This is a genomic window from Pseudomonas sp. GW821-FHT09C09 (assembly GCF_059418105.1).
This window is the reverse complement of the sequence record NZ_JBWKPF010000002.1, coordinates 198,416-223,746: the sequence shown is the minus strand read 5'-3', so window position 1 is coordinate 223,746 and position 25,331 is coordinate 198,416. Positions and strand designations below refer to the sequence as shown.

Below are 25,331 nucleotides of genomic sequence, written 5' to 3'. Positions count from 1 at the left end.
AAAGGCCCCTTATCGGGGGCTTTTCGTTGCAGGGTCATGCCTTGGCGCTGACACCTTTGTCAGTCGGCGGAGGCGGACGGTCGCCGCCCTGTCCATAGACCTTCAGGCTTTGCAGCACGTAAATGGCTTTCTTGTACTCGGGAATCAGCCCGTTGGCGTACTTGTTGCCCTTCAGATTGTTGTTCTGGATCGTGTCCAGTTGCGTGGCGAAATACTCCAGCGCATTGAACTTGGTGTCCGGGTCTTTCTGAATGCCGAAACGATCGAACTTGTCACCGGCATTGAGCAGTGTCATCGCCGTGATATCCGTAATGAGTCCCCGACTGCGCAGGAAGTCAGTCAGTTTACCCAGTTGCTTGGGCGTCACGTTTTCCGGGTCGAAACCCTTGACGCTCTTGTGGATCCCCTGCTTGTCCATCTCCCGGGTGTTGAGTACGGTCGGATCGTTGCCGACTTTCGCCAGCATTTGCTTGACCTTGACACTCTGCGAAACCGGTTTGCTCGATGGCGAATTATCGCGGACCAACAAACCTGCCTTGGGCTGCCAGGCGCCGGTATAACCAACGGTCATGAGCGTGCTCCTTGCGGAAAGAACATGAAAATATCCTTGTGGAACGTCTTGAATTGCCCGGAGTATCGGCCGGCAAACCGATGGCACCAATCTGTTTTTCACTTTTTTACAAATTTCGTACATTCTCGATACAAACCCACAGGACTCCCGCAGCCATTGGCTTTAAGGCATTTATCCAGCCAGGTATAAATCGAATTTTTACTCTAACGAACGAGCTGGTTAGTTTGAATGTGTCCGGTCTGTTACTTGCCGATTTTCGCTTCAGCACTTTTTAGTACGTAAGTACCTAAAGCTTCCCCTCGCAACGACGATATGTAAGGGATCCCCCTACTGCTTTACTCCTCGCCCCTAACAAGAAACGAAGGACCGGTCTCCATGCCCGCATTCCGTACCATTCAGGCTCGCTATACGCTGTTTCTGGTTCTTTTCATCCTGTTGTTGTCAGTCCTGACCGTGGTAGGCATCAGCCAACTGGTTGCGCCGAAATTGCGTCATACCGAAGAACAGGTGGTGCTCAATCGCATCGCAGAAGTCGCCGAACAGATCCAGGGCGAACTGAACAAGGTTCAGTCGCAGCAGCGCAGCATCACTCAGACCATCCCGCTGCTCGACAGCGCCGCCATCGATACGGTGCTGCCGGGGCTGGTGGATCAGTACGGCGAGTTGAAAGTATTTGGCGGCGGTATCTGGCCACTGCCCGGCCAGCGCGAGGCAGGTCGCAACAAGTTCAGCACGTTCTGGCACCGCGACAGCTCCGGCAAGCTCGCCGTGAATACTTTCTGGAACAGCGACGCAGCCCCCAACTACTACGACCAGAGCTGGTACAAGGGCGGTATGCAGACCCCGCGCAGCCAATGCGCCTGGGCCGCTGCCTATAAAGATGATGCGAGCGCCGAACCGCGCACCAACTGCGCCATGGCCATCCAGAAAAACGGCAGCGCCTGGGGCGTATCGACCATCGACGTGACCCTGGGTTTTTTCAACGACCTGGTGGCGCGCAAGGAAAAAGACCTCAACGCCGAAATGCTGATCGTCGAGGCCGACGGCAAGATCATCAGCAACAGCTCACGCATCAACGGCCCGATCGTGCTGAAAAACATCAGCGAACTGGCCGGCAGTTCACCGTTCGCCAGTCAGGTAAAAGCTGGCTTGCAACAACGTGATCAGGCCCAGCGCGTCGAATTCGACAACAACGGTGAAGCCAGCACCTTCTTCATGCGCCCGATCGAAGGCACGCCGTGGTTCCTCGCCACTGCACTGCCGACCAAAATGCTCACCGCGCAACGTGACGACGTACTGAGCAGCCTGAGCCTGTTGCAGATTCCGCTGGTGATCCTGCTGGTGCTGTTGCAGGTCTACGCGATTCGCCAACTGGTTGCGCGCATGAAAGCGCTCAAGGCCAACATTGATTCGCTGTCCAGCGGCGATGCCGACCTGACCCGCCGCATCACCATCCGTGCCGAAGACGAGCTCGGCGCGATCGGTCACTCCGTCAATACTTTCATCGCCTATCTGCAGAACATGATCGGCGAAGTCACCCAGGCCACCGGAGCCATGGCTTCGAGCCTCGACAACCTGCAACGCACCTCGGCGCACACCAGCCAGATCCTGCTGCGCCATGCCTCGGAAACCGACCAGACCGTCACCGCCATCAACGAGATGAGTTCGACCGCCGAAAGCGTTGCGCAGAATGCTGCCGAAACCGCTGCGTTTACCCAGCGTGCCAACGAAAACGCCGACCGTTCGCGGGTGGTAGTCGGAGAAGCGACCAGCAGCGTCGTGGCGTTGATCGACGAAGTGGCCAGTGCTACCCACAAAGTCGAAAACATGCAGCAGGACGCCCAACGCATTACCGAGATCCTCGGTGTGATCGGTGCCATCGCCGGCCAGACCAACCTGCTGGCGCTGAACGCCGCCATCGAAGCCGCCCGGGCCGGTGAGCAGGGTCGCGGTTTTGCAGTGGTTGCCGATGAGGTACGCGCCCTCGCCGCCCGGACCCAGGCCAGCACCTCGGAGATCAACGAAATGCTGGCCCGCCTGACGCAGGGTGTGAGCTCGTCGGTCAGCGCCATGGAAAACACCCAGGCCAGTTGCCAGTCTGCCGCCGACGCCACCGCACGCGTCACCACCGGACTCGATGACATGGCCGGTTCCGTCAGCCATATCAACAGCCTCAGCGCCCAGATCGCCACCGCCGCCGAACAGCAGAGCGCTGTCACCGAAGAGATCAACCGCAGCATGGTGCAGATCCGCCATATGGTGGATGAGCTGGTGCAAAGCGGCCAGGCCAGTGAAACCAATACCCGCCAGTTGCTGGAAGCCAACAGCCGGGTGAGTGCGATCATGGGGCGGTTCAAGGTCAGCTGACGGATTTGTCATCTTGCACTCAGGAGGCTGTCAGCTTTGATCTACGATCATGCTGACAGCCTGCCTTGTATCAACTGGAAACACTCCGTTGATGCCCGGTCGGAAAAACCGGTCAAAATGCGTTCTTTTTGGCCGTCACCCGAGTCGAGAACCCTGCATGAAAAACCCTCTGCGTCTGGCCGCCCTGAGCGCCCTGCTCCTGTCCTCCCTGGCGCAAGCCGCCGACCTCATTCCGATCGAAGTCCACCGCGACGCCAACTGCGGCTGCTGCAAAAAATGGATCAGCCATCTGGAAGCCAACGGCTTCAAGGTCGAAGATCACGTCGAAAGCGACATGAGCAGCTTCAAGCAACAACACGGCGTACCACCTCGTCTGGCGTCCTGCCACACCGCGATCATCAACGGCAAATTCGTCGAAGGCCATGTGCCTGCAGAACAGGTGCTGGCGCTGAGCAAGCGTGACGACTTGCTCGGAGTCGCAGCGCCGGGCATGCCGATGGGCTCGCCGGGCATGGAAATGGATGGCATGAGCGATGCCTATCAAGTGATCGGCCTGAAGAAGGACGGTACCGATGTGGTGGTGGCGGATTACCCGGCCCATTGATGACGGCGGGTTACCTCGGACTGTTCTTCGCTGCATTTGGCGCGGCAACGCTGCTGCCGCTGCAATCGGAAGCCGTGTTGGTCGGGTTGCTGGTCAGCGATCGTTACTGGCTTTGGGGCCTGCTGGCGGTGGCGACGCTGGGCAACGTCCTTGGCTCACTGGTGAACTGGTGGCTGGGGCGCGGACTGGAGCGGTTTCAGGATCGGCGCTGGTTTCCCGTCAGCGCGAAGCACATGGAGCGCGCCCGCGTTCACTATCAGCGCTATGGTCACTGGTCGCTATTGCTCAGTTGGCTGCCGGTCATCGGCGATCCCCTGACGCTCATCGCCGGGGTCATGCGCGAACCGCTCGGGCGATTCCTGCTGATCGTCACCCTGGCCAAAGGCGCACGCTATGGGGTGCTGGCGATGCTCACCCTGGGCTGGCTCGGTTGAACGATCGGGCGCCGGCATTGCCTGTGTTTAACGTCGCCCTAATCCGGCCGTTCCAGCATCGGCCGATTTCCTGTGGAGTTGTCCCATGTCTGTGTCGCTGACCCGCTGGCTGCCCGGCCTGCTGTTGACCGCTGCCCTGCCCCTGCTGGCTCACGCCGAAGGCCCGCAATATGGCCCGGAACTGCAGGGTTTCGATTATCCCTACACCCTCAAGCACTTTGCCTTTCAGTCCCAGGGCCAGTCTCTGCAGATGGGTTACATGGACGTCGCCGCCCACGGCAAGGCCAACGGACGCACCGTAGTGCTGATGCACGGCAAGAATTTTTGCGGCGCGACCTGGGACAGTTCGATCCAGGCCCTGAGCGAGGCCGGTTACCGGGTGGTCGCCCCGGATCAGATCGGTTTCTGTACCTCCAGCAAACCCGATCATTACCAGTACACGTTCCAGCAACTGGCGGCCAACACCCAGCAATTGCTCAAGGCGCTGGGCATCCAGAAAGCCACCCTGCTCGGCCACTCCACCGGCGGCATGCTCGCCACTCGCTACGCCCTGCAATACCCGGATCAAGTCGAGCAACTGGCACTGGTCAACCCGATTGGCCTTGAAGACTGGAAAGCCCTCGGCGTGCCGTATCGCAACGTTGACCAGTGGTATCAGCGCGAACTGAAAGTCACCGCCCAGGGCATCCGTGACTATGAGCGCAGCACCTATTACGACGGTCGTTGGAAACCTGAATTCGACCGCTGGGTAGACATGCTCGCCGGTCTGAGCAACGGCCCGGGCAAGACTCAGGTCGCATGGAACTCGGCGCTGATCTACGACATGATCTTCACCCAGCCGGTCTACTACGAGTTCAAGGATCTGAAGATGCCGACCCTGTTACTGATCGGTACCTCCGACACCACAGCCATCGGCAAGGACATTGCGCCACCCGAGGTGAAAGCGAAAATCGGCCACTACGACGTGCTGGGCAAGCAGGTGGCGAAGCTGATTCCGCAGTCCACGCTGGTGGAATTTCCCGGCCTGGGCCATGCCCCGCAGATGGAAGAACCGGCGCAGTTCCATCAGGCGCTGCTTGGCTGGCTGAACAAAACCAATCCCGTTCGTTGAGGAGTCAAGGCTGATGGCGGTGCAGATTGCAGTGATCGATGACTGGCAGGACGTGGCGCGAGACGTGGTCGACTGGTCGGTGCTGGACAGTCTCGGCGAAGTGACCTTCGTCCATGAGTACCCGGCGGACAACGCCACACTGGCCGAGCGCTTGGGCCGGTTCGAGGTGATTTGCGTGATGCGCGAACGCACGCGCTTCGATGAAGACCTGCTCAAGCGTTTGCCGAACCTCAAATTGCTGGTCACCGGTGGCATGCGCAACGCAGCGCTGGACATGCCCGCCGCCGCGCGCCTCGGAATCAAGGTCTGCGGCACCGACAGCTACAAACATGCCGCACCGGAACTGACCTGGGCGCTGATCATGGCCGCCACCCGCAATCTGGTGAACGAAGCCAACGCCCTGCGCGCCGGCCAGTGGCAGCAGGGACTGGGTGGCGACCTGCATGGCAAGACCCTCGGCATTCTCGGGCTCGGCAGCATCGGTCAGCGGGTGGCGCAGTTCGGACAGGTGTTCGGCATGCGCGTCATTGCGTGGAGCGAAAACCTCACCGCCGAGCGCGCCGAACAGGCTGGCGTCACCTATGTCAGCAAGCAGCAACTGTTCGAACAGGCCGACGTGCTGTCGGTGCACCTGGTGCTCAGCGACCGCAGCCGTGGATTGGTCGATGCCCAGGCCCTGGACTGGATGAAACCCACCGCTCTGCTGGTCAACACCGCGCGCGGGCCGATTGTCGACGAAGCGGCATTGATCAAGGCCTTGCAGAAACAACGCATCGCCGGGGCAGCTCTGGATGTGTTTGATGAAGAACCGCTGCCGGCGCTGCATCCGTTCCGCACGCTGGACAATGTGCTGGCCACGCCTCATGTCGGGTATGTCAGTCGCCAGAACTATGAACAATTTTTTTCGCAGATGATCGAGGACATTCGGGCCTGGGTAGCGGGAAACCCCATCCGGCTGTTGAACTGATCGGACGCCTTGACCGGTGGCAGCCAAGCCACCGGACAACCTCGCCATCGATAACATCCACTCATGCGCGGCGACTGCTGGTTGAAGCCATACACTGCACCTCGGCAAAGATCTCGGTGATCGGCCGATGCGGCTGGCGCTTTTGCAGTTGACGTACCTGCTCACTCAGCCGCAGCAGCTCTTCACTCGGTTTGGCCCATTGCTCTTTCGGCAGCGGTTCCGACCATTGGCGCATGGCCTCGGGCAGCGCTTGCTTGCCGATTCTTTCGAGGCGGCGCACTTCCCATTCGACGAGTCGATTGGGAATCGTCCACAAGGTCATGACGTGATAGAGGTACCAGAAGAAACCCGACAGCCGCGAACGAGAGCCGTCGCGCATCTGCTGGTGCATGCGCGCTCGGGCATTACGGAAGGTGTGCAGGCCTTCGTGGGGTGGGTCGTCGGGGCCTTGCAGGTCTTGCAGATCCTGGATCGATTTGAGGTCGTTGACCTCGTATTCCATGTAGCCGCGAATGGCTTCCCAATGGCTGATGGCGAGTGGCAGGCCGGCGCATTGGAATTCGAGGCTGGTGAGGGTTTCGCCGTGGTAGAAGCCGATGCCCATGCCGTACTGGCGGTGGATGCCGTATTGGGTAGCGCCCTGGGCTTCGATGATCCAGGCGGAGAGGGATTCCCAGGGGACGAACACCGGTTCGGTGGCGCCCTCGGGCATGAAGCAGACTTCGCGGCGTTGGCGGTTGAAGCGGGTCGGGATGATTGAGGCGCGTTTTTTGTGGTTGTGGTGCCAGACGCCGAGGCCGATAAGTAGTCCCCAGAAAAGGGCAAGAAATGCTTTTCCATAGGCCTCGTGAAAAATCCCGTTTATTGCATGAGTTATGTCCTCCCATCCCATGCCAAATAAAAAAAACAGGAACCCGCCTATTAAGGGAAATAGAAAGGCGATCATGCATGCAACGCTGAAAGGGCCTCCCAAAATGACTTGCCATGAAAATACCTGTGGAGATCCGAGGCCAAAGTCCATGTATGCGTCATTCAGGCTCCCGATATGAGGTCCATAGGGAGGCATTGGTGTTGGCAAAGGTAGCGGTGCGAGATAGGTGACCTTACCGCCCGGAATCGGCTCAACTTCTCCTGCTTTTCGAGGTGTCTCGACTTGCGGAATAACTCCCGGCTCGACGTGATTATTCAGCATGAGCGGCCTGCTCCAGTAATTGGGTTTCAACTAGCAAAATCGGTGGTTTCTCTTTCACCAGTTGCGGAGTAACCACCGCAAAATGTCCCTCCCCCCGTGGATCGATATGAATGACACGGGTGCGCGATGTCCACTCACCTTTGTCGTTCAGGTTTTGAATACAGACGGCCAACTCCAGCGTTTCCTTGGCCGGCGTAAATTCGAAATCGGGGTCTACCGGGTACTGGAGGCAAAGGACCAAGCCCTCCGCTGATGATTTGACGATGCGCAGACTTCGGAGGACTACTTCGCTGACCACATCCTTGCGCTCTCGTGGGGTTCCGCGACTGTGAAGCGGCATCGAAATACGGTGAGCGCCGATGCCCAATAGGTGAGTAGCTTTCCCACCTAGAGGCGGCAATAGATCACCCAATGTCAGTCTGGGTAACACGAGGTGGATATCGCTGGGTCTGGCTTTGAACAGCAGGTTCTTCAACCAGGAATCATAAGGATTGGGTCCCAGTTGGGCGTAAGGCGCGTGGATCAGAAAAGCCAGATAACTTTGGTAATCCTGCAGAGAGTAGTCACCCCGTGTTTCGGCATCCCTCCCCCAAGGCGTGATTTTTAGCCACTTGTCATGGGCATTGAGGTTGTAACGGTTGAACAACCAGGTACCGCTCAGTTCCAGCACGGTGAATAGGGCGCCCGCTAGATTGAAGCGGAAAAACACGGTGGAAAGACGTGTGCCAGCGGCGGCCCAGGCGGCGGTACGTGCTGCACTGTTCGGAGCACTCAAAACAGTGAATGTTGCGTGAACCGTATTGGAGAGCCCATATGCATTAATTGTCACTAGGCCACCCGCCCCCAATGTTGCAAGTGCCGCAGTGTTTTGCGCAGGACGATCCCCTCTTCTCGTTGCCTCCTGCAGCTTCCTCTGTTGGGCATTCAAGCTCGTTGCTGACGAAATGAGGCCTAAGAGGTAAGTGGGTGCGCCTAGCCCAATATGTAATTTCCCCATCTGCACGAACACATTCTGCAGAGCATGCCGCTGGAGATTTGCAACAAGCCCAGCACTTCGAGCTTTCAACGCCGTATCACCCAAACTTTGTGCCGCCGTGAACCCAGCAGCACCAGTGGCCATCAATGCATTCAAAACCGGCCCCCAACTCCGTTCGTTCCTGGACTGCTTTTTCAACTCCTTTGCTGCCCCCACCAAATTCACCACCTGCACCAAAACCACCACCAACCCCATCCCTTCCGTCTTCACCAGACTCCCCGCGGACACTCCGCCCAACCCCATCCGGATATTCCCCAACAACCCGCGCAGTTCCTGCTGCTGCGCCGGCGGAAACACCACCGTCACCCCTGCCCTTGCAGGTGTCGCGCCGTACAACCGGGCCGAGCGATCCGGCAGTTCTTCAATCGGGCTCAACGCTGCCGCCAATCGCCCTTCGATCTGCGTCAATTGCGCCCGCACCCGCACAATCTCTTCCTGCAACTCCATCGCCCTTGGGGTTTTGTGCCCTTGGCGATTCTTGTTGTGGGTGATCTGGTTGCGCTCACGGTTGAGGGTCTTGAGGTATTCGCGTTCGCGCAGAACTTCCTTGATCGCCGTTTGCAGCGCGGACTGCTCAGCCGGGCTGGCGACGGTGAAGGTCACGCCGCTGGTTTTTGCCGCGTCGAACAGGCGCAGGCGCAGTGCTTTGGGCAGGCGCTGGAACAGTTCGTCGAGGTCGGGGATTTTCTCGCCCGACAGGTCGAAGCCTTCCAGCACGCGGTTCAGGCCCAGGTTCAGTGCCGGGCTGTAGGTGTCCTGCACGGCTGCCGCGACGACGCGGGTGTGTTCGGGCATTTCGTCGAGGGCCGGCAGTTGCGGTTGTTCGATCTTTTTCAGTTTGGCCAGCCAGTCCGGCAGGTTGTTGAACGTGGCCATGAGCGCGTTGAACAGCGTCGAGTATTGCCCGCTCTGCTCCGATTGCAGGCGTAGCGGCAAGGTGTAGAAGACGGTTCGGGTCAGTTCCGGGTGTTCCTCCAGATAACCGAGCAGTTTTTCGCTCGCTTCGTCGCTGCGGCACAGGTTCTTGAGGCAGGCGTATTCGGCGCTGAGGGCTTGATGGAGTTGCGCCGCCACTTGCGCGTCGTAGTACCAGGCCGAACGATGGAAGCGTCCGCCGACCAGCAGTTGCGTGCGGTCGGCGGTGATGCGTTCGAGCAAGCGGTTCCAGCGACCGAGGTCGTCACGCAGCAGGTTCAGTCGCTCGTCCATCGCCGGGCGGTCGATCAGGTCGTTGACCCCGCGCCTGCCGCTGAGCAGCGGGCCGTCGAGCACGTCCTTGATGCGCCGATCCTGATCCTTGCCGAGGCGGATCAGCGTCTCCAGATGCTGTTCGACAAAGTCCCCGGGGGCGACGGCTTCGAAGTACTGGCGCGTATAAAAACGCCGATCCACCTCAGCCGCAGGGGCCAGGCGATTCTGTCCCATGCCGTCATCAACGCTCTGGGCGCGCAGCTTTTGCAGTTCGGGCGGCGCCGGCCCATCGGCCTGGACATCCCCGCCCTTGTTCAAGTAATCGAGCAATGCCTGGCGCGTATTCTCGCGCTCCGGCTCGGGCAACTGCTCCAGATCGGCAAACAGGGCTTTGGCTTGCGGCTGTTCGCTGGCCTTGGCCAATCCGTCGACATCGGCCTCGCTCAGCTGGCTCAGCGACTCGATGTAACTGGCGAGCAGATAATCGCGCGCGTTGTGGCCGGTGTTGCTCCACTCATCGACCCAGCCGACCACGGTGTCCTGATATTCGGCCAGATCGCGCATCACGCCCAGATCGTCGTTGACCAGCAGAAACAGCGTGTCGTCCTGGTAAGGCCCGCGCACCCGGCCGAGGAATTCGCCGATGTGCGCCTCGCGAAAGCGCCGCGGTTGCTCCCACAGAAAAGGTTCGCGCTCGTGCTCGGGGGCGTCGCTGACCTGCACGGTCGGCATCCGCGTCGCGTCCGCATCGGCAACCGGCTCGGCCCCCGCCGCCACTTCCGCCAGCCACTGCCGGGTCTGCTCGACGGTGAGCAAATGCTCGCCACCGGTCAGGCAATCCACCGGAGCAAGGGCGACCGCCTGCATGAAGTGGTTGCGCTCTTCACTACTGTCCAGCACCTGATGGCATTTGCCCGCCGTCCACTGCACCTCGGCAAAGGTCACGTACAACGTACTTTGCCGGGGAAAAATCAGCGCCGGACGCTCTTCAATCGCTGCGCGCTGATCCTCGCTGACCTGTTTGCCCTGATGCAGCAGCGCCGTGACGATACCGTCGAGCATTCGGTATTCGTACAACTCGCCGCTGAGGCTGTCGATGATGTACAGCCAGCCATCGCGCAGCCGGCGAATGCCCAGCGGGCGCGTGGTCAAGGTGTACGGCAATTTCAATTCGGCGCCCGGATCGAACGCTCTTTCCACCAGGCCGTAGCTCAACGGCAGCAGTTGCACATGGGTTTGTTCCAGCGGGCAGGCAGCGGGCGCAACGATGGGGGCTTTCGAGGCGGCGGCAGCGTCGAGGATGGCGGGATGGGTCATGGGCACGCCACCCCAGTGACGAACTTGAAGGCGACTGAGTGAGCGGCGGTAAACATTCACAGTTCCTAGTGTTTTCCAGACACAGGACTTTGCTGGGATTCGCGCTCGGGAGCAGTCAGACGCTTCCAGGTTTTTTGTAGGATGTGTCTCTGAAAATAAACAGCACGGCAATTAACTGTCCGCACTGCAACAGTGCATGCGCTGACCAGGGCGCCCGAAATCGTGACTGACAAGTCACTCTTTTGCCCCAACACTTGCGAAAAACATGCACTTCGTCGGTGCGTCACATCGCACAGCCCGCGAAATTCAAGGCCCTCCAGCCGATTGTCGAACAATTCATCCGATTGCCCTGGCCCGCTCTAGGATCTGGCCTAGACTGGTTTTCGCGAGGCGAAACCGACCGGTCACAACGCGGAAATTTTATCGAAACTTTTGCTGATCGCGACGGGTCATCTGAAAGACAGGGCCAAAGCGACTGGTTCATTCCTTGCAACGGCCTCTTCACCCATTCTGCTTGCGCGTGTTGGGTAGCGTTTGCTCACCGATGCGTGGCGCGTTTGCGCCCGGCCACAGGATTTGGCCATGGACATCGCTTGTTCAAGACAAGAATCAGATCAACAAAACGGGAGATTCATATGATCAGTGCGGCATTGGATATTCAGGGAGAGCGTGCTCACCAGCCGGTCGGCGAGTCGAGCACCGCGAGCGTTCCCGGCAGCCGGTCGATCAACGTCCCGGGCACCAGGACGCTGGCACCGGTAGCCAGTCAGAATCCCAACAAGAAGAAAGTGTTGTTCGTGACCTCGGAGATCGCCGATCTGGTGAAGACCGGCGGTCTTGGTGACGTTTCTGCCGCCCTGCCCCGCGCCATGGCGCATCTGCATGATGTCCGGGTGCTGATCCCCGGTTACCCGCAAGTGATGAACAGCGAAAATCCGATCCATATCATCGGTGAACTGGGCGGCCATGCCGCACTGCCTCCCTGCAAGATCGGGCGCATGGACATGCCTGACGGTCTGGTCATTTATGTGTTGATCTGCCCTGAACTCTACGCCCGCGACGGCGGCCCTTACGGTGCCAACAATGGCCGTGACTGGCCGGACAACCACATCCGCTTCGCCCGACTGGGCCTGGCTGCCGCCGATATCGCCGCCAATCTCGCGCAAATCCACTGGTGCCCGGATCTGGTGCACGCCCACGACTGGCCGGCCGGGCTGGCGCCTGCCTACATGCACTGGCGCGGGCAGCGCACGCCGACCCTGTTCACCATTCACAACCTCGCCTATCAAGGCGTGACCAGCCTCGGTTCGTGCCCGGAACTCGGGATTCCCGCCCATGCCCTGCAACAGGAAGGCATGGAGTTCTACGGCAAGATGTCGTTCCTCAAGGCCGGCATGGCCTATTCGAGCCACATCACCACGGTCAGCGCGACCTATGCGCAGGAAATCACCACGCCTGATTTCGGCTGCGGTCTCGACGGTTTTCTCGCTGCCAAGACCCAGCAAGGCTTGCTCAGCGGCATCCCCAACGGCATCGATGAAAGCTGGGACGCCGCCACCGACCCGCACCTGTTCGCGCCGTTTGCCATCGGTGACTGGGAAGGCAAAGCGATCAACGCCGCCCATGTGCGCGAGCTGTTCGGCCTGAAAGACTCCGAAGGTCCGCTGTTTGCCGTGGTGTCGCGACTGGTCTATCAAAAAGGCCTGGATCTGACCGAAGCGGTCTCCGAGTACATCGTGCAGAACGGCGGCCAGATCGCGATCATCGGTCGCGGCGAACCCGAAGAAGAACAGGCCATGCGCGAACTGGCCCTGCGCTTCCCCGGCCAGATCGGCGTGCGCATCGGCTTCAATGAAACCGACGCCCGACGGATGTTCGCTGGCAGCGATTTCCTGCTGATGCCTTCGCGTTACGAACCTTGCGGCTTGAGCCAGATGTACGCCCAGCGTTTCGGCTCGCTGCCGGTAGCACGCAACACCGGCGGGCTGGCCGACACCATCGAAAACGGCGTCACCGGGTTCCTGTTCAACGAGTCCACGGCCGACAGCTACCGCGAAGCCCTGAGCCGCGCGTTCAAGGTGTTTGCCTTTCCGGACCTGCTGCACGCCATGCGTTGCCGGGCGATGGCGGCACCGTTCAACTGGTGCCAGGCCGTCGAACCCTACGCCGAACTCTACGAACAACTGGTGGCCAAGGCGCTGGGTAAAACGCACCACAAATAACCAGGGAGGTTGTCAACGATGCCGTCACGGTCCCCTGAAACCTGGCCCCACGGCGCGATCATGCTGGATGCCGACCACACGCAATTCGCGTTGTGGGCGCCGGATGCGTTTTACGTCAGCGTCGAGCTGGACAACGGACAGTCCCTGCCGATGCTGCCGCAGGGCGATGGCTGGTTCGTGATCAAAAGCCACTGCCCCGCCGGTCGACGCTACCGCTATAACATCGACGGCGAACTGGAGGTGCCCGACCCGGCCTCCAGGGCGCAGGATGGCGACCTCGACCAGCACAGCGTGGTAGTCGATCCGCACGCTTATCACTGGCGGCACAGCACATGGCAAGGCCGGCCATGGAACGAAGCGGTGATCTACGAACTGCACGCCGGCGCCCTCGGCGGTTTTGCCGAAGTCGAACAGCATCTGGCGCGACTGGCCGGGCTGGGCATCACCGCCATCGAACTGATGCCGATCGCGCAGTTTCCCGGCGAGCGCAACTGGGGCTACGACGGCGTGCTGCACTTCGCGCCGCAGGCTTCCTATGGCACACCGGAACAGCTCAAACACCTGATCGACAGTGCCCACGGTTATGGTCTGGCGGTGATTCTCGACGTGGTCTACAACCACTTCGGCCCCGACGGCAACTATCTGCATCGCTACGCCAAGGGCTTTTTCCGCGAAGACAAACACACCCCCTGGGGCGCCGCCATTGATTTCCGTCGCCGCGAAGTGCGGGACTTCTTCGTCGAAAATGCGTTGATGTGGCTGCTGGAATACCGTTTTGACGGCCTGCGCCTGGACGCGGTGCATGCCATCGAAGACCCGGATTTCCTGCAAGAACTGGCGCAGCGCATCCGCCAGCAGATCGACCCTGCGCGGCATGTCTGGCTGACCGTGGAGAACGAACACAATCAGGCCAGCCTGCTGGAGGACGCCTACGATGCCCAGTGGAACGACGACGGCCACAACGCGCTGCACGTACTGCTGACCGGTGAAACCGATGCCTATTACGCCGACTACGCCGAGCATCCCACCGAACAACTGGCCCGCTGCCTGAGCCAGGGTTTTGTGTTTCAGGGTCACCTGACCCGCCACGGCACGCCCCGTGGCGAGCCGAGCGAACATCTGCCATCCACCGCGTTCGTGCTGTTCCTGCAGAACCACGACCAGATCGGCAACCGCGCCTTCGGCGAACGCCTGCATCAACTGGCCGATCCCCGTGCCCTGCAAGCCGCCACCGTGTTGTTGCTGTTGTCACCGATGATTCCGTTGATGTTCATGGGCGACGAGTTTGCCGCCGAGCAACCGTTTCTGTTTTTCACCAGCCACCACGGCGAACTCGCGAAGTTGGTACGCGAAGGCCGGCGCAACGAGTTCGCCGCGTTCAGTGCGTTTGCCGATCCACAGCGCCGCGAGCAAATTCCCGATCCCAACGCCGAACAGACGTTCCACACCTCGCAACCGCGGCTGATCGGCAGCGGCACACCGAAACAGCAGGCCACCCTGGCGCTGTATCGACAGCTGTTGCAACTGCGCCACCAACACATCATTCCGCACTTGCCCGGAACCCAGGCGCTCGGCGCTCAAGTGCTGGGGCCTGGCGCCGTCAGCGCGCGCTGGCGTCTGGGGAATGGCAGCGAGCTGCGAATCGACCTGAACCTCGGCGACAGCCCGGTGGTCAACCCACCACAGGCCGAATCGGTGTGGCTGTTCCGTCAGCCACCCGCTGCCGACCTGACGGATGAAGGGCAACTGCCCCCGTATTGCGCGCTCGTCAGCCTCACGGCCGCAACCCCTTTGCCACCCCTGGATGGAGAGCGCCTATGAGCGATGCGCAACTGGAAATTCTCGCCAGCCGAGCCGGCCTCGCGGTCGACTGGATCGACGCCAATGGCCGTCAGCAAAAAGTCGCCCCGGCGGTGCTGCGCAATGTCCTCACCGGGCTCGGTCACCCGGCCGGCTCGGCCCAGGAAATCGACGCCAGCCTGCTGGAACTGCAACAGGTGCAACAGGACCGCCAATTGCCGCCGCTGCTGACCGCCGATGTCGGCGTGGGCCTGGACCTGGCGCGTTACTTCGAACCCGGAAGCCCCTGTGAGATTCATCTGGAGGACGGCACGCGGCTGTCGCTCAAACTCGATGCCGATGCGGTGCTGCCCGGTGAAATTCCGGTCGGGTATCAGCAAATCCATATCGCCGATCAACATTTCACCCTGGCCGTAGCCCCCGAGCGCTGCTACAGCGTGGGCGATGCCGTGGACAACCCGATCCCCCGCGCCTGGGGCCTGAGCGTGCAGCTTTACAGCCTGCGCCGCCCCGGCGACGGCGGTTTCGGCGACACCCAGGCACTTGAGGAACTGGCCCGCAGCGCCGGCGAACGCGGGGCCGACGCTTTGGCGATCAGTCCACTGCACGCGATGTTCAGCGCCGATACCGGGCGCTACAGCCCTTATTCACCGTCCAGCCGCCTGTTCCTCAATTCCTTGTATGCCGCGCCGGGGACCATTCTCGGCGAGCGCGCACTGCGCGATGCCATCGACGCCGCAGGCCTCAACGATCAGTTCCAGCAACTGGAGAACCTGAAACTGATCGACTGGCCCAGCGCCGCCGACGCCAAGCAAAAACTCCTGCAAGCGCTGTACGAAGGTTTCATCCGTGGCGAGCATCCATTGCAGGCGGATTTCTCCAGCTACCGCGATGCGGGTGGCGAAGCGCTGGAAAATCACTGTCGCTTCGAAGCCATCCAGGAAATGCGCGCCGCCCGTGGCGAGAACCTCGACTGGCGCGAATGGCCCGAACACTGGCACGACCCGCGCGGTGCTGCTCTCAGTGCGTTTGCCGAGGAGTACGCCGAACGCATCGGCTACTTCGCGTTTTGCCAGTGGTTGATTCACCGCTGCCTGGAACGCGCGCAAAACGCCGCCCGCAGTGCCGGCATGGGCATCGGCCTGATTGCCGACCTTGCGGTGGGTGCTGACGGCGCCGGCAGTCAGGCCTGGAGTTTTCAGGACGAGTTGCTGGCATCACTGACGGTCGGTGCGCCACCGGACATACTCAATCGCTCCGGCCAGGGCTGGGGCATCTCGGCGTTCTCCCCGGAAGGTCTGGTGCGCAATGGTTTTCGGGCGTTCATCGACATGCTGCGCGCCAACTTTGCCCACGCCGGCGGTCTGCGCATCGACCATGTCATGGGCCTGCAACGGCTGTGGGTGATTCCCAACGGCGCGGCGCCGGCGGACGGCGCGTACTTGTATTACCCGGTGGACGACCTGCTGCGTCTGCTGACCCTGGAGTCCCACCGCCATCAAGCGATCGTGCTGGGCGAAGACCTCGGCACCGTACCCGATGGCCTGCGGGAAAAACTGGTCGCACGGGCCATGCTCGGCATGCGCGTGCTGCTGTTCGAACAGGACAACACCTGGTTCAAGCCGATCCTCGACTGGCCGGACAATGCTTTGGCCACCACCAGCACCCACGACCTGCCGACACTCAATGGCTGGTGGCATGGCCGGGACATCGACTGGAATGCGCGACTCGGGCTGATCGACGCCAACGGCGAAATTGACTGGCGCCGCTATCGCGAGCGCGAACGCGACGGGTTGCGCAATGCCCTGAGCCAGGACCCGCAGAACTTTCGCGAGGAGTCCCACGAAGCCGATCAGGTGGTCGACGCCAGTGTCCGCTTCCTTGGTCACACCCGCGCGCCGCTGGTGTTGCTGCCGCTGGAGGACGCGCTGGGGCTGGACGAACAGGCCAACCTGCCCGGCACCATCGACACTCATCCGAACTGGTCGCGGCGCCTGCCGGGCACCAGTGACACATTGCTCGATGGCGTCGATGCCGCGCGGCGTCTCGAACTGCTCGCCTGCGCCCGCCTTCAGGCCGCCGAGCGTGACCAATGAGTGCAGTGCAAAACCTGACCTTGCGCGCCACGGTGCGTCTGCAGTTTCACAAGGGTTTCACCCTCGATGAAGCGGTGCCGTTGGTGGCGTACTTTGCCCGGCTGGGTATCAGCCATGTTTATGCCTCCCCGTTGCTCGCCGCCCGCGCCGGCTCCATGCACGGCTACGACGTGGTCGACCCGACCCGGGTCAACCCGGAACTTGGCGGCGAACCGGCGCTGCGCCGGTTGGTCGCTGCTCTGCGCGAACACGGCATGGGGCTGATCCTCGACATCGTCTCCAATCACATGGCAGTGGGCGGCGGTGACAATCCGTGGTGGCTCGATCTGCTGGAATGGGGCCGACTCAGTCCCTACGGCGAGTTCTTCGACATTCAATGGCACTCGCCGGACCCGTTGATGGAAGGCCAGTTGTTACTGCCCTTCCTCGGCAGCGATTACGGCATTGCATTGCAGGACGGCACGCTGCCGCTGGTGTTCAACGCCGAGTCCGGCACCTTCCACGTCGAGCATTACGAGCATCACTTCCCGATCTGCCCCGGGGATTACGGCGAACTGCTCAAAACCGACGAGCCGGCGAACGAAGCGCTCAAGTCGCTGGCCGATCGCTTCAGCAGCCTCAGCTACCAGACCGACGCCCGCTCGCTGGCCATCCCGCTAAAGGAAGAACTGCAACAACTGGCGAGCGACCCGCACATCCTGCAAGCCATCCAGCGCAACTTGACGCATTACGACTCGAAAACCGACGAGGGCTTCCAGCGTCTGCATCAACTGCTGGAGCGGCAAAGCTATCGCCTGGCCAGTTGGCGCACGGCGGCGGACGACATCAACTGGCGACGCTTCTTCGACATCAACGAACTCGGCGGTCTGCGGGTCGAGCGGCCTGCCGTGTTCGAAGCGACCCACGGCAAGATCTTCCAGTTGATCGAAGAAGGCCTGATCGACGGTTTGCGCATCGACCACATCGACGGGCTCGCCGATCCTCGGGGTTACTGTCGCAAACTGCGTCGACGCCTCGATTTTCTGGCACCGGGGCGACACTTGCCGATCTACGTCGAGAAGATTCTCGGCGACGGAGAAAACCTGCGCACCGACTGGGCGGTGGATGGCAGCACCGGTTACGAGTTCATGAATCAGCTATCACTGCTGCAACACGACCCGGCCGGCGAGCATGTGCTCGGTGACTTGTGGCAGCGGCGCACCGAGCGTCCCGCCGCGTTTATCGAAGAGGCACGGCTGGCGCGTCAGCAGATTCTCAACGGTTCGCTGGCCAGCGATTGCGAAAGCGTTGCCCAGGCGCTGCTGCAAGTGGCGCGGGACGACCTGATGACCCGCGACCTCACGCTCGGCTCGATCCGCCGGGTGTTGCAGGCGTTGATCGTGCACTTCCCGGTGTATCGCACCTACATCAGCGCGATGGGCCGCTCGGCCCAGGACGAGGTGTTTTTCCAGCAGGCCATGGAAGGTGCGCGGCAGACACTGAGCGAAAGCGACTGGCCGGTGTTTGAGTCCGTCGCCGGCTGGCTCGGCGGCCAGCCATGGCGGCGCAAACCCCGTGGGCGTTCGCGCAAGATCCTGCGTCATGCCTGCGTGCGCTTTCAGCAACTCACCTCGCCTGCTGCCGCCAAAGCCGTGGAAGACACCGCGCTGTACCGCTCGGCGGTGCTGCTGTCGCGCAATGACGTGGGCTACAACACCGAACAGTTCAGCGCCCCGGTCAGTGATTTTCATGCGGCAAACCAGCAACGTCTGGCGACATTCCCCGACAACCTGCTGGCCACCGCCACCCACGACCACAAGCGCGGCGAAGACACCCGTGCACGGCTGGCCGTGCTCAGCGAGCGCAGCCACTGGTACGCCGAACAGGTCGAACTGTGGCGCGCCCTCGCCCGACCACTGCGTAATGACGATCAGATGCCGTCGTCAGCGGACGAATTGATCCTCTATCAAGCGTTGCTCGGCAGTTGGCCGCTGGAGCTGCACAACGACGATCAGGCGGGTTTCGCCGACTACGCCAGACGCATCTGGCAGTGGCAACAGAAAGCCCTGCGCGAAGCCAAGCTGCAAAGCAGCTGGAGTGCGCCGAACGAAGCCTACGAAAACGCCGCGCAATCTTTCACCGAGCAACTGTTGCTGGCACCTGAAGGCGAGCTGCTGCGAGGGGCGCTGGCCAAGAGCGTCAACAGCATCGCTGCTGCCGGCGCCCTCAACAGTCTGGCGCAAACCTTGCTGCACATGACCGTACCGGGTGTGCCGGATCTGTATCAGGGCAACGAGCGCTGGGATTTCAGCCTGGTGGATCCGGATAACCGCCGGCCGGTGGACTACGCCCTGCGCGAGCGGGACATGGCGCCTGCGCCCGTGCCGGATCTGCTGGCGGACTGGCGTAACGGGCGGATCAAGCAGGCGTTGATCGAGCAGGTGTTGAACCTGCGCGCCGAGCACGTCGAGCTGTTTCGCCGCGGCTCGTACCAGGCCCTGGAAGTGCTGGGCAGCCAGGCGCACAACGTGCTCGCGTTTGCCCGTGAGCACGAGGGGAAACGGGCCATCGTCATCGTGCCGATCCGTTGCGCGACCCTGCTGGAAAACGGTGCCGTCCCACAGGTCGATGCGCTGCGTTGGGGCGATACGCGGGTGGAATTACCGTTCGCCGCCTCCGACGAAAATCTGAAGGGACTTTTTTCAAGCACCGCAGTCACAAAAAACAGGGAGCTGGAGGTCAGCGCTGCGCTGGGGGATTTCCCGGTCAATCTGTTTATCCAACACTTCTAGAAGCATGAGTTCAGTTCAGGAGCATTGCGATGAGTACCGACGATAAACGCATCCGCGAATTCGCCTATCAGATCTGGGAATCGGAAGGTAAGCCTGAAGGTCAGGAAAGCCGCCACTGGGAGATGGCGCGCAAACTGGCCGAAGCCGAAGCACTGGCCCCAAAGAAATCGCCGAAGGCTGCCACTGCCAAAACGGCGAGCACCAAGGCCTCTGCCCCCAAGGCAACAGCGGCCAAGCCCAAAGCCACAACGGCAAAAGCCAAGCCAGCCAGCGCCGCCAAAGTGATTCCCCCGGGCGAAAAAGCCGCCGAGAAAAAGCCCCGCGCCCCGCGCAAGCCCCCGGCCATCTAAGGCTTTTTCCAACCGTTGAACTGAATGGCCTTGTGGCGGGTTCGCTCGCCACAGCGGGCTCACTCGCCCTTTGAAAATGCCCACCCCCGATTTGCAGGAGCACCTATGACCCGTCCAAAGAAAGCCGAGCCCGCCGCGCATGCCGAACCCACGCGAATCCGCGAGGGTCTGCCCTTCCCGCTCGGCGCCACCTGGGATGGGCTGGGGGTGAACTTTGCGCTGTTTTCCGCCAACGCCACCCGCGTCGAATTGTGCATTTTCGACGATGCCGGCGAAGTCGAACTCGAACGCATCGAACTGCCGGAATATACCGACGAGATTTTCCACGGGTATTTGCCCGACGCCCATCCGGGGCTGATTTATGGCTACCGGGTCTACGGTCCCTACGATCCGGCAAACGGCCACCGCTTCAACCACAACAAGTTGCTGATCGACCCCTACGCCAAGCAACTGGTCGGCCAGTTGAAGTGGTCCGAAGCGCTGTTCGGCTACACCATCGGCCACCCGGATGCCGACCTCAGTTTCGACGAGCGTGACAGCGCGCCGTTCGTGCCCAAATGCAAGGTCATCGACCCGGCGCATACCTGGGGCAACGACCACCGTGTCAGCGTACCGTGGGACAAAACCATCATTTACGAGACTCATGTGCGCGGCATCAGCATGCGTCACCCCGCCGTGTCGGATAACGTGCGCGGCACGTTTGCCGGGCTGATGGTCGACGATGTGCTGGAACACATCCGCAAACTCGGCGTATCCACCGTGGAGCTGCTGCCGATCCACGCCTTCGTCAACGACCAGCACCTGCTGCACAAGGGCATGACCAATTACTGGGGCTACAACAGCATCGCCTTCTTCGCCCCGGACCCGCGATACCTGGCCAGCGGCAAGATCGCCGAGTTCAAGGAGATGGTCGCGCACCTGCACGAAGCCAATCTCGAAGTGATCCTCGACGTGGTCTACAACCACACCGCCGAGGGCAACGAGCAAGGCCCGACGCTATCGATGCGCGGGATCGACAACGCTTCGTACTACCGGCTGATGCCGGACGACAAGCGCTTCTATATCAACGATTCCGGCACCGGCAACACCCTGGACCTGAGTCACCCGTGCGTGCTGCAAATGGTCACCGACTCGTTGCGCTACTGGGCCAGCGAAATGCACGTCGACGGTTTCCGCTTCGATCTGGCGACCATCCTCGGGCGCAATCACGACGGTTTCGACGAACGCCACAGCTTCCTCGTCGCCTGCCGTCAGGACCCGGTGCTGCGACAGGTGAAACTGATTGCCGAGCCCTGGGACTGCGGGCCCGGCGGCTATCAGGTCGGCAACTTCCCGCCGGGCTGGGTCGAATGGAACGACAAGTTCCGCGACACCGTGCGTGCGTTCTGGAAAGGCGATGACGGTCAGCTCGCCGACTTCGCCAGCCGCATGACCGCTTCCGGCGAGATGTTCAACCAGCGTGGCCGGCGTCCCTATTCTTCGGTCAACTTCGTCACCGCCCACGATGGTTTCACCCTCAACGATCTGGTGTCCTACAACGACAAGCACAACGAAGCCAACGACGAGAATAATCAGGACGGCAGCAACAACAACCTGTCCTGGAACCACGGCGTCGAAGGCCCCACCGACGATCCGGAAATCAATGCGCTGCGCCACCGGCAGATGCGCAATTTCTTCGCCACCCTGTTGCTGGCCCAAGGCACGCCGATGCTGGTGGCCGGTGACGAGTTCGCCCGCACCCAGGACGGCAACAACAACGCCTACTGCCAGGACAGCGAGATCGGCTGGGTCAACTGGGACCTGAGCGAGGACGGCAAGGCGCTGCTGAAGTTCGTCAAACGCCTGATCAAGCTGCGGCTGACCTACCCGATCCTGCGCCGCGGGCGTTTTCTGGTGGGTGAATACAACGAAGACATCGGGGTCAAGGACGTGACCTGGCTGGCACCGGACGCCACCGAGATGACCACCGAACACTGGCACGATGCACACAACCGTTGCCTGGGCATGTTGCTCGATGGCCGCGCACAGGAAACCGGCATCCGCCGCAAGGGTGCTGACGCCACATTGCTGCTGGTGGTCAACGCCCACCACGACATCGTCAACTTCACCCTGCCGGAAGTACCTGAAGGCAGTTTCTGGACCTGCATGGTCGACACCAATCAACCGTCGATCCGGGGTCAGGAACGCTTCGATTTCGGTCATCAATACTCGGTCACCGGACGCTCGCTGCTGTTGTTCGAACTGCAACGCGACGAGGAAGACTGAGATGGATCTTTCGGACTATTTCTCGCGTCACACGCCGGACTACCGGGATAGCGCAGCGCTGGGACGGTGCCTGCGGGAAATGGTCGAGGCCGGACTGGACCGACTGCCGTTGCCCGGCAGCGGTCGCACGCTGGAGCGCTGGCAACGACTGTCCGAAGTCGGCGGCCATGATCTGGGTTTGTGCAAACTCTACGAAGGTCATACCGATGCCTTGGCGATCATCGAGCAGCTCGGCGGCACACCGACACCCGACAGTACGTGGGGCATGTGGGCCGCCGAACCACCGCAGGCGCGGGTTCGGGTCAGCCGTTCGGGGCAACTGGTGCGGTTGAACGGGCGCAAGGCCTGGTGCTCCGGGGCGGCGGTGCTCAGTCATGCCCTGCTCACGGCGTGGGATGAAGAGGATCGACAGCAACTGGTGGCCATGGCGCTCGATCAACCGGGTGTACGCGTGACCGATCAGGGCTGGCAAGCCGTCGGCATGGCCACCACCGGCAGCGTCGAGGTGCTGTTCGATGATGTGGAGGCCCAGGCGATCGGCGACCCTGGCGACTACCTGCAACGTCCGGGTTTCTGGCACGGCGGGATCGGGATCGCCGCGTGCTGGTACGGCGCCGCGAAAGAGATCGCCGAGCGCTTGCGCCAGCAGTGTGCACGACATGAAGAGCCTCACGCGCTGGCCAGTCTCGGCGCCGTCGACAGCGCCTTGCACGCCGCGTCTCAAGTGCTGCGTGTCAGCGCTCTGGACATCGACAGCGATCCCGCGGCCGATGCCGAGCTGCTGGCCCGCCGCGTTCGCGCCGTGGTCGAAGACGCCGCCGAACAGGTCATCCGCGAGACCGGTCGTGCACTGGGGGCCGGGCCGTTCTGCAAGGATCCGCACTTTGCCCGCCTGGCGGCCGACCTGCCGGTTTACCTGCGCCAGAGCCACGCCGAACGGGATCTGGCGGCACTGGGCCAACTGATAGCGCAGCAACCGCGCGCGAGCTGGGCCCTATGAAACGCAACCCGATCGTCGGCGAGGGAACCTCCCTGCAGGAATGGCAGGGCTCACGTCATCTGACGGCGCTGGACAGTATCGACATTCTCGACCTGGTGCCGCCGGGATCGAGGGCCGTTGTGATTGCTCCACACCCCGACGACGAGGTCCTGGGATGCGGCGGACTGCTGCAGTTGCTCGCTGCGGCGGGGCGCACACTTCAACTGATTTCGGTCACGGATGGCAGCGCCAGTCATCCCGGCTCGGGTCGCTGGCCGGTGGAGCGCCTGAGCGTCGTGCGCCCGCAGGAGTCCGCCGAAGCCCTGCGCCGCCTCGGCCTGCCCATGCATCAGTTGCAATGGTTGCGCGGCGGCTTCCCCGACACGCAAGTCGCCGCGCGCGAGTCGATGTTGTGCGAGTACCTGACCCACTACCTGCAACCCGACGACGTGATCTTCACCACCTGGCGCGAGGACGGCCACAGCGACCATGAAGCCGTCGGCCGCGCCAGCATCGAAGCGGCCCGGCGCGTCGGTGCGATTTGCCACGAACTGCCGGTCTGGACCTGGCACTGGGCAACCCCCGAAGACGCCATCGTGCCCTGGGAACGGGCGCGCAAGATTCTGCTCAGCCCCGCTCAGGTCGCGCGCAAGCGTCATGCGGTGCATGCGTTTGCCAGCCAACTGGAGGGCGATCCCGACGCGGGCCTGCCACCAGTGCTCGCGCCCTATGTCATCGATCGACTGCTGCAACCGTTCGAGGTGGTCTTCCTGTGAGTGTCGAGAATCGCTACTTCGAAGGCCTGTTCGCGGGCAATAACGACCCCTGGGGATTCCGCCAGCGCTGGTACGAGCAGCGCAAGCGCCTCGTGACCCTGGCGGCCCTGCCCCGCCCGCACTACCGGGCAATCTTTGAACCGGGATGCGCCAACGGTGAACTGAGTGCGGCACTGGCCGAGCGCTGCGATCGATTGGTGTGCTGCGACACGTCCACCGCTGCGGTCAATCTGGCGCGTACCCGACTGAGCCTGTTCGACCACGCCGAGGTGCGTCACGGTCGTCTGCCTGGCGACTGGCCTGAGGAAAAATTCGACCTGATCGTCTTCAGCGAAATCGGCTACTACCTCGATCGACAGGATCTGACAGAGGTCCTCCGCCGCATCAGCGATTCACTGACGGCAGACGGGCAATTGCTCGCCTGTCACTGGCGGCCGCCTATCGAAGGTTGCCCGCTCAATGCCCGTCAGGTCCACGACCTGATCCATGAGCACTTGCATCTGCCGCGACTCGTCCTGCATCAGGAAGCGGATTTCCTGCTTGAAGTCTGGAGCCGCGAGCCCCGCTCGGTGGCCGCGCTGGAGGGGTTGCGATGATTGGCATCCTGATTCCTGCCCACAACGAAGAAGAGTGGCTCGATGACTGCCTCTGCGCCGCCCTGCGCGCGGGTGACCATCCTTTGCTGGCGGGTGAACCGGTGGAAATCCTGGTGGTGCTCGACAGTTGCACCGATCGTTCGGCGCACATCGTCAGCCAGTACCCGGTGCTGGCGCTGAACATCGACGCGCGCAATGTCGGGCAGGCTCGCGCCCTCGGTGCGCAGCAATTGCTTGAACGCGGTGCACGCTGGATTTCCTGCTCGGACGCCGACAGCCGGGTCGCCGAAGACTGGCTGGTGGCACAACTGGGGCTGGGCATGGATGCCGTATGCGGCACGGTGACGGTCGAACACTGGCATGAATCGTTCGATGAAGCGGCGCAGATTCGCTATCACCGTGATTACCAGGCCTGCGAAGGTCACCGGCACATCCATGGCGCCAATCTGGGTGTCAGTGCGCAAGCCTACGTCCGCGCCGGCGGGTTCGAGCCGTTGCCCTGTGATGAGGATGTGCAACTGGTCCGGCAACTGGAGCGTTGCGGGGCCAGCATCGCCTGGAGCCATCGCCCGCAGGTCATTACCAGCGCACGCCTGGACAGTCGCGCGCGCGGTGGTTTTGGCGACTATCTGCGACACTTGGCACAGACTGAATAAAAAAAAGCGGAGCAGATTGATCTGCGACGC

Annotated in this window: 18 protein-coding genes; 15 read left to right on the top strand and 3 right to left on the bottom strand. The window is 61.8% G+C overall.

The window, feature by feature from the left end; all coding sequences use genetic code 11:
• Positions 1-34: 34 nt before the first annotated feature.
• Positions 35-571, bottom strand: coding sequence for a hypothetical protein (locus AC07NR_RS06055; protein ID WP_134826709.1), 537 nt, complete (start codon positions 569-571; stop codon positions 35-37).
• A 375-nt stretch (positions 572-946) separates the two neighbouring features.
• Here AC07NR_RS06055 and AC07NR_RS06050 point away from each other — a divergent pair, with 375 nt between their 5' ends.
• The 5 genes from AC07NR_RS06050 to AC07NR_RS06030 all read left to right on the top strand — a co-directional run bounded on the left by AC07NR_RS06050 (position 947) and on the right by AC07NR_RS06030 (position 6,054).
• Complete coding sequence (locus AC07NR_RS06050) at positions 947-2,938, top strand: methyl-accepting chemotaxis protein (RefSeq protein ID WP_495078066.1); 1,992 nt, start codon at positions 947-949, stop codon at positions 2,936-2,938.
• A 157-nt stretch (positions 2,939-3,095) separates the two neighbouring features.
• A complete protein-coding gene (locus AC07NR_RS06045) occupies positions 3,096-3,542 on the top strand; it encodes a DUF411 domain-containing protein (RefSeq protein ID WP_248739570.1) in 447 nt (148 codons plus the stop codon).
• Complete coding sequence (locus AC07NR_RS06040) at positions 3,542-3,976, top strand: YqaA family protein (RefSeq protein WP_305833065.1); 435 nt, start codon at positions 3,542-3,544, stop codon at positions 3,974-3,976. The genes AC07NR_RS06045 and AC07NR_RS06040 overlap by 1 nt, the downstream gene beginning before the upstream one ends.
• Before the next feature lie 85 nt (positions 3,977-4,061).
• Positions 4,062-5,087: an alpha/beta fold hydrolase gene (locus AC07NR_RS06035; protein WP_495078065.1), complete on the top strand. Its 1,026-nt coding sequence runs from the start codon at positions 4,062-4,064 to the stop codon at positions 5,085-5,087.
• A 13-nt stretch (positions 5,088-5,100) separates the two neighbouring features.
• Complete coding sequence (locus AC07NR_RS06030; RefSeq protein WP_495078064.1) at positions 5,101-6,054, top strand: D-2-hydroxyacid dehydrogenase family protein; 954 nt, start codon at positions 5,101-5,103, stop codon at positions 6,052-6,054.
• 61 nt (positions 6,055-6,115) lie between these two features.
• Here AC07NR_RS06030 and AC07NR_RS06025 read toward each other — a convergent pair whose 3' ends face one another.
• Together AC07NR_RS06025 and AC07NR_RS06020 are read right to left on the bottom strand one after the other, a co-directional pair.
• Positions 6,116-7,246 carry a hypothetical protein gene (locus AC07NR_RS06025; protein ID WP_495078063.1) on the bottom strand — a complete coding sequence of 377 codons (1,131 nt, stop codon included), beginning with the start codon at positions 7,244-7,246 and terminating at the stop codon, positions 6,116-6,118.
• Positions 7,236-10,961, bottom strand: a complete 3,726-nt coding sequence (locus AC07NR_RS06020) for a toxin VasX (protein WP_495078062.1) — start codon at positions 10,959-10,961, stop codon at positions 7,236-7,238. The genes AC07NR_RS06025 and AC07NR_RS06020 overlap by 11 nt, the downstream gene beginning before the upstream one ends.
• 464 nt (positions 10,962-11,425) lie before the next feature.
• On the opposite strand from AC07NR_RS06020, the gene glgA reads away from it, so the two are divergent.
• From glgA to AC07NR_RS05970, 10 genes are all read left to right on the top strand, one after another.
• Positions 11,426-13,012, top strand: coding sequence for a glycogen synthase GlgA (gene glgA / locus AC07NR_RS06015; protein ID WP_085708204.1), 1,587 nt, complete (start codon positions 11,426-11,428; stop codon positions 13,010-13,012).
• Between the two features lie 18 nt (positions 13,013-13,030).
• On the top strand, positions 13,031-14,833 hold the full coding sequence (gene treZ, locus AC07NR_RS06010) for a malto-oligosyltrehalose trehalohydrolase (protein ID WP_305833067.1): 1,803 nt from the start codon (positions 13,031-13,033) through the stop codon (positions 14,831-14,833).
• On the top strand, positions 14,830-16,908 hold the full coding sequence (malQ, locus tag AC07NR_RS06005) for a 4-alpha-glucanotransferase (RefSeq protein ID WP_495078061.1): 2,079 nt from the start codon (positions 14,830-14,832) through the stop codon (positions 16,906-16,908). The genes treZ and malQ overlap by 4 nt, the downstream gene beginning before the upstream one ends.
• Complete coding sequence (locus AC07NR_RS06000; protein ID WP_495078060.1) at positions 16,905-19,679, top strand: malto-oligosyltrehalose synthase; 2,775 nt, start codon at positions 16,905-16,907, stop codon at positions 19,677-19,679. The genes malQ and AC07NR_RS06000 overlap by 4 nt, the downstream gene beginning before the upstream one ends.
• Positions 19,680-19,708: 29 nt before the next feature.
• Complete coding sequence (locus AC07NR_RS05995; protein ID WP_495078059.1) at positions 19,709-20,029, top strand: DUF2934 domain-containing protein; 321 nt, start codon at positions 19,709-19,711, stop codon at positions 20,027-20,029.
• 105 nt (positions 20,030-20,134) lie between these two features.
• Positions 20,135-22,294, top strand: a complete 2,160-nt coding sequence (glgX, locus tag AC07NR_RS05990) for a glycogen debranching protein GlgX (protein WP_495078058.1) — start codon at positions 20,135-20,137, stop codon at positions 22,292-22,294.
• 1 nt (position 22,295) lies between these two features.
• On the top strand, positions 22,296-23,294 hold the full coding sequence (locus tag AC07NR_RS05985) for an acyl-CoA dehydrogenase family protein (RefSeq protein ID WP_495078057.1): 999 nt from the start codon (positions 22,296-22,298) through the stop codon (positions 23,292-23,294).
• Positions 23,291-24,049: a PIG-L deacetylase family protein gene (locus AC07NR_RS05980; RefSeq protein WP_495078056.1), complete on the top strand. Its 759-nt coding sequence runs from the start codon at positions 23,291-23,293 to the stop codon at positions 24,047-24,049. The genes AC07NR_RS05985 and AC07NR_RS05980 overlap by 4 nt, the downstream gene beginning before the upstream one ends.
• Complete coding sequence (locus AC07NR_RS05975; RefSeq protein WP_495078055.1) at positions 24,046-24,645, top strand: class I SAM-dependent DNA methyltransferase; 600 nt, start codon at positions 24,046-24,048, stop codon at positions 24,643-24,645. Before AC07NR_RS05980 ends, AC07NR_RS05975 begins: the two co-directional genes overlap by 4 nt.
• Complete coding sequence (locus AC07NR_RS05970; RefSeq protein ID WP_495078054.1) at positions 24,642-25,301, top strand: glycosyltransferase family 2 protein; 660 nt, start codon at positions 24,642-24,644, stop codon at positions 25,299-25,301. The genes AC07NR_RS05975 and AC07NR_RS05970 overlap by 4 nt, the downstream gene beginning before the upstream one ends.
• The last annotated feature ends 30 nt before the right edge of the window (positions 25,302-25,331 follow it).

What these genes read in the sequence shown, in the direction of transcription:
- AC07NR_RS06055 (WP_134826709.1), bottom strand. Translation starts at nt 571, where the DNA reads ATGACCGTTGGTTATACCGGCGCCTGGCAGCCCAAGGCAGGTTTGTTG.
- AC07NR_RS06050 (WP_495078066.1), top strand. Translation starts at nt 947, where the DNA reads ATGCCCGCATTCCGTACCATTCAGGCTCGCTATACGCTGTTTCTGGTT.
- AC07NR_RS06045 (WP_248739570.1), top strand. Translation starts at nt 3,096, where the DNA reads ATGAAAAACCCTCTGCGTCTGGCCGCCCTGAGCGCCCTGCTCCTGTCC.
- AC07NR_RS06040 (WP_305833065.1), top strand. Translation starts at nt 3,542, where the DNA reads ATGACGGCGGGTTACCTCGGACTGTTCTTCGCTGCATTTGGCGCGGCA.
- AC07NR_RS06035 (WP_495078065.1), top strand. Translation starts at nt 4,062, where the DNA reads ATGTCTGTGTCGCTGACCCGCTGGCTGCCCGGCCTGCTGTTGACCGCT.
- AC07NR_RS06030 (WP_495078064.1), top strand. Translation starts at nt 5,101, where the DNA reads ATGGCGGTGCAGATTGCAGTGATCGATGACTGGCAGGACGTGGCGCGA.
- AC07NR_RS06025 (WP_495078063.1), bottom strand. Translation starts at nt 7,246, where the DNA reads ATGCTGAATAATCACGTCGAGCCGGGAGTTATTCCGCAAGTCGAGACA.
- glgA (WP_085708204.1), top strand. Translation starts at nt 11,426, where the DNA reads ATGATCAGTGCGGCATTGGATATTCAGGGAGAGCGTGCTCACCAGCCG.
- treZ (WP_305833067.1), top strand. Translation starts at nt 13,031, where the DNA reads ATGCCGTCACGGTCCCCTGAAACCTGGCCCCACGGCGCGATCATGCTG.
- malQ (WP_495078061.1), top strand. Translation starts at nt 14,830, where the DNA reads ATGAGCGATGCGCAACTGGAAATTCTCGCCAGCCGAGCCGGCCTCGCG.
- AC07NR_RS06000 (WP_495078060.1), top strand. Translation starts at nt 16,905, where the DNA reads ATGAGTGCAGTGCAAAACCTGACCTTGCGCGCCACGGTGCGTCTGCAG.
- AC07NR_RS05995 (WP_495078059.1), top strand. Translation starts at nt 19,709, where the DNA reads ATGAGTACCGACGATAAACGCATCCGCGAATTCGCCTATCAGATCTGG.
- glgX (WP_495078058.1), top strand. Translation starts at nt 20,135, where the DNA reads ATGACCCGTCCAAAGAAAGCCGAGCCCGCCGCGCATGCCGAACCCACG.
- AC07NR_RS05985 (WP_495078057.1), top strand. Translation starts at nt 22,296, where the DNA reads ATGGATCTTTCGGACTATTTCTCGCGTCACACGCCGGACTACCGGGAT.
- AC07NR_RS05980 (WP_495078056.1), top strand. Translation starts at nt 23,291, where the DNA reads ATGAAACGCAACCCGATCGTCGGCGAGGGAACCTCCCTGCAGGAATGG.
- AC07NR_RS05970 (WP_495078054.1), top strand. Translation starts at nt 24,642, where the DNA reads ATGATTGGCATCCTGATTCCTGCCCACAACGAAGAAGAGTGGCTCGAT.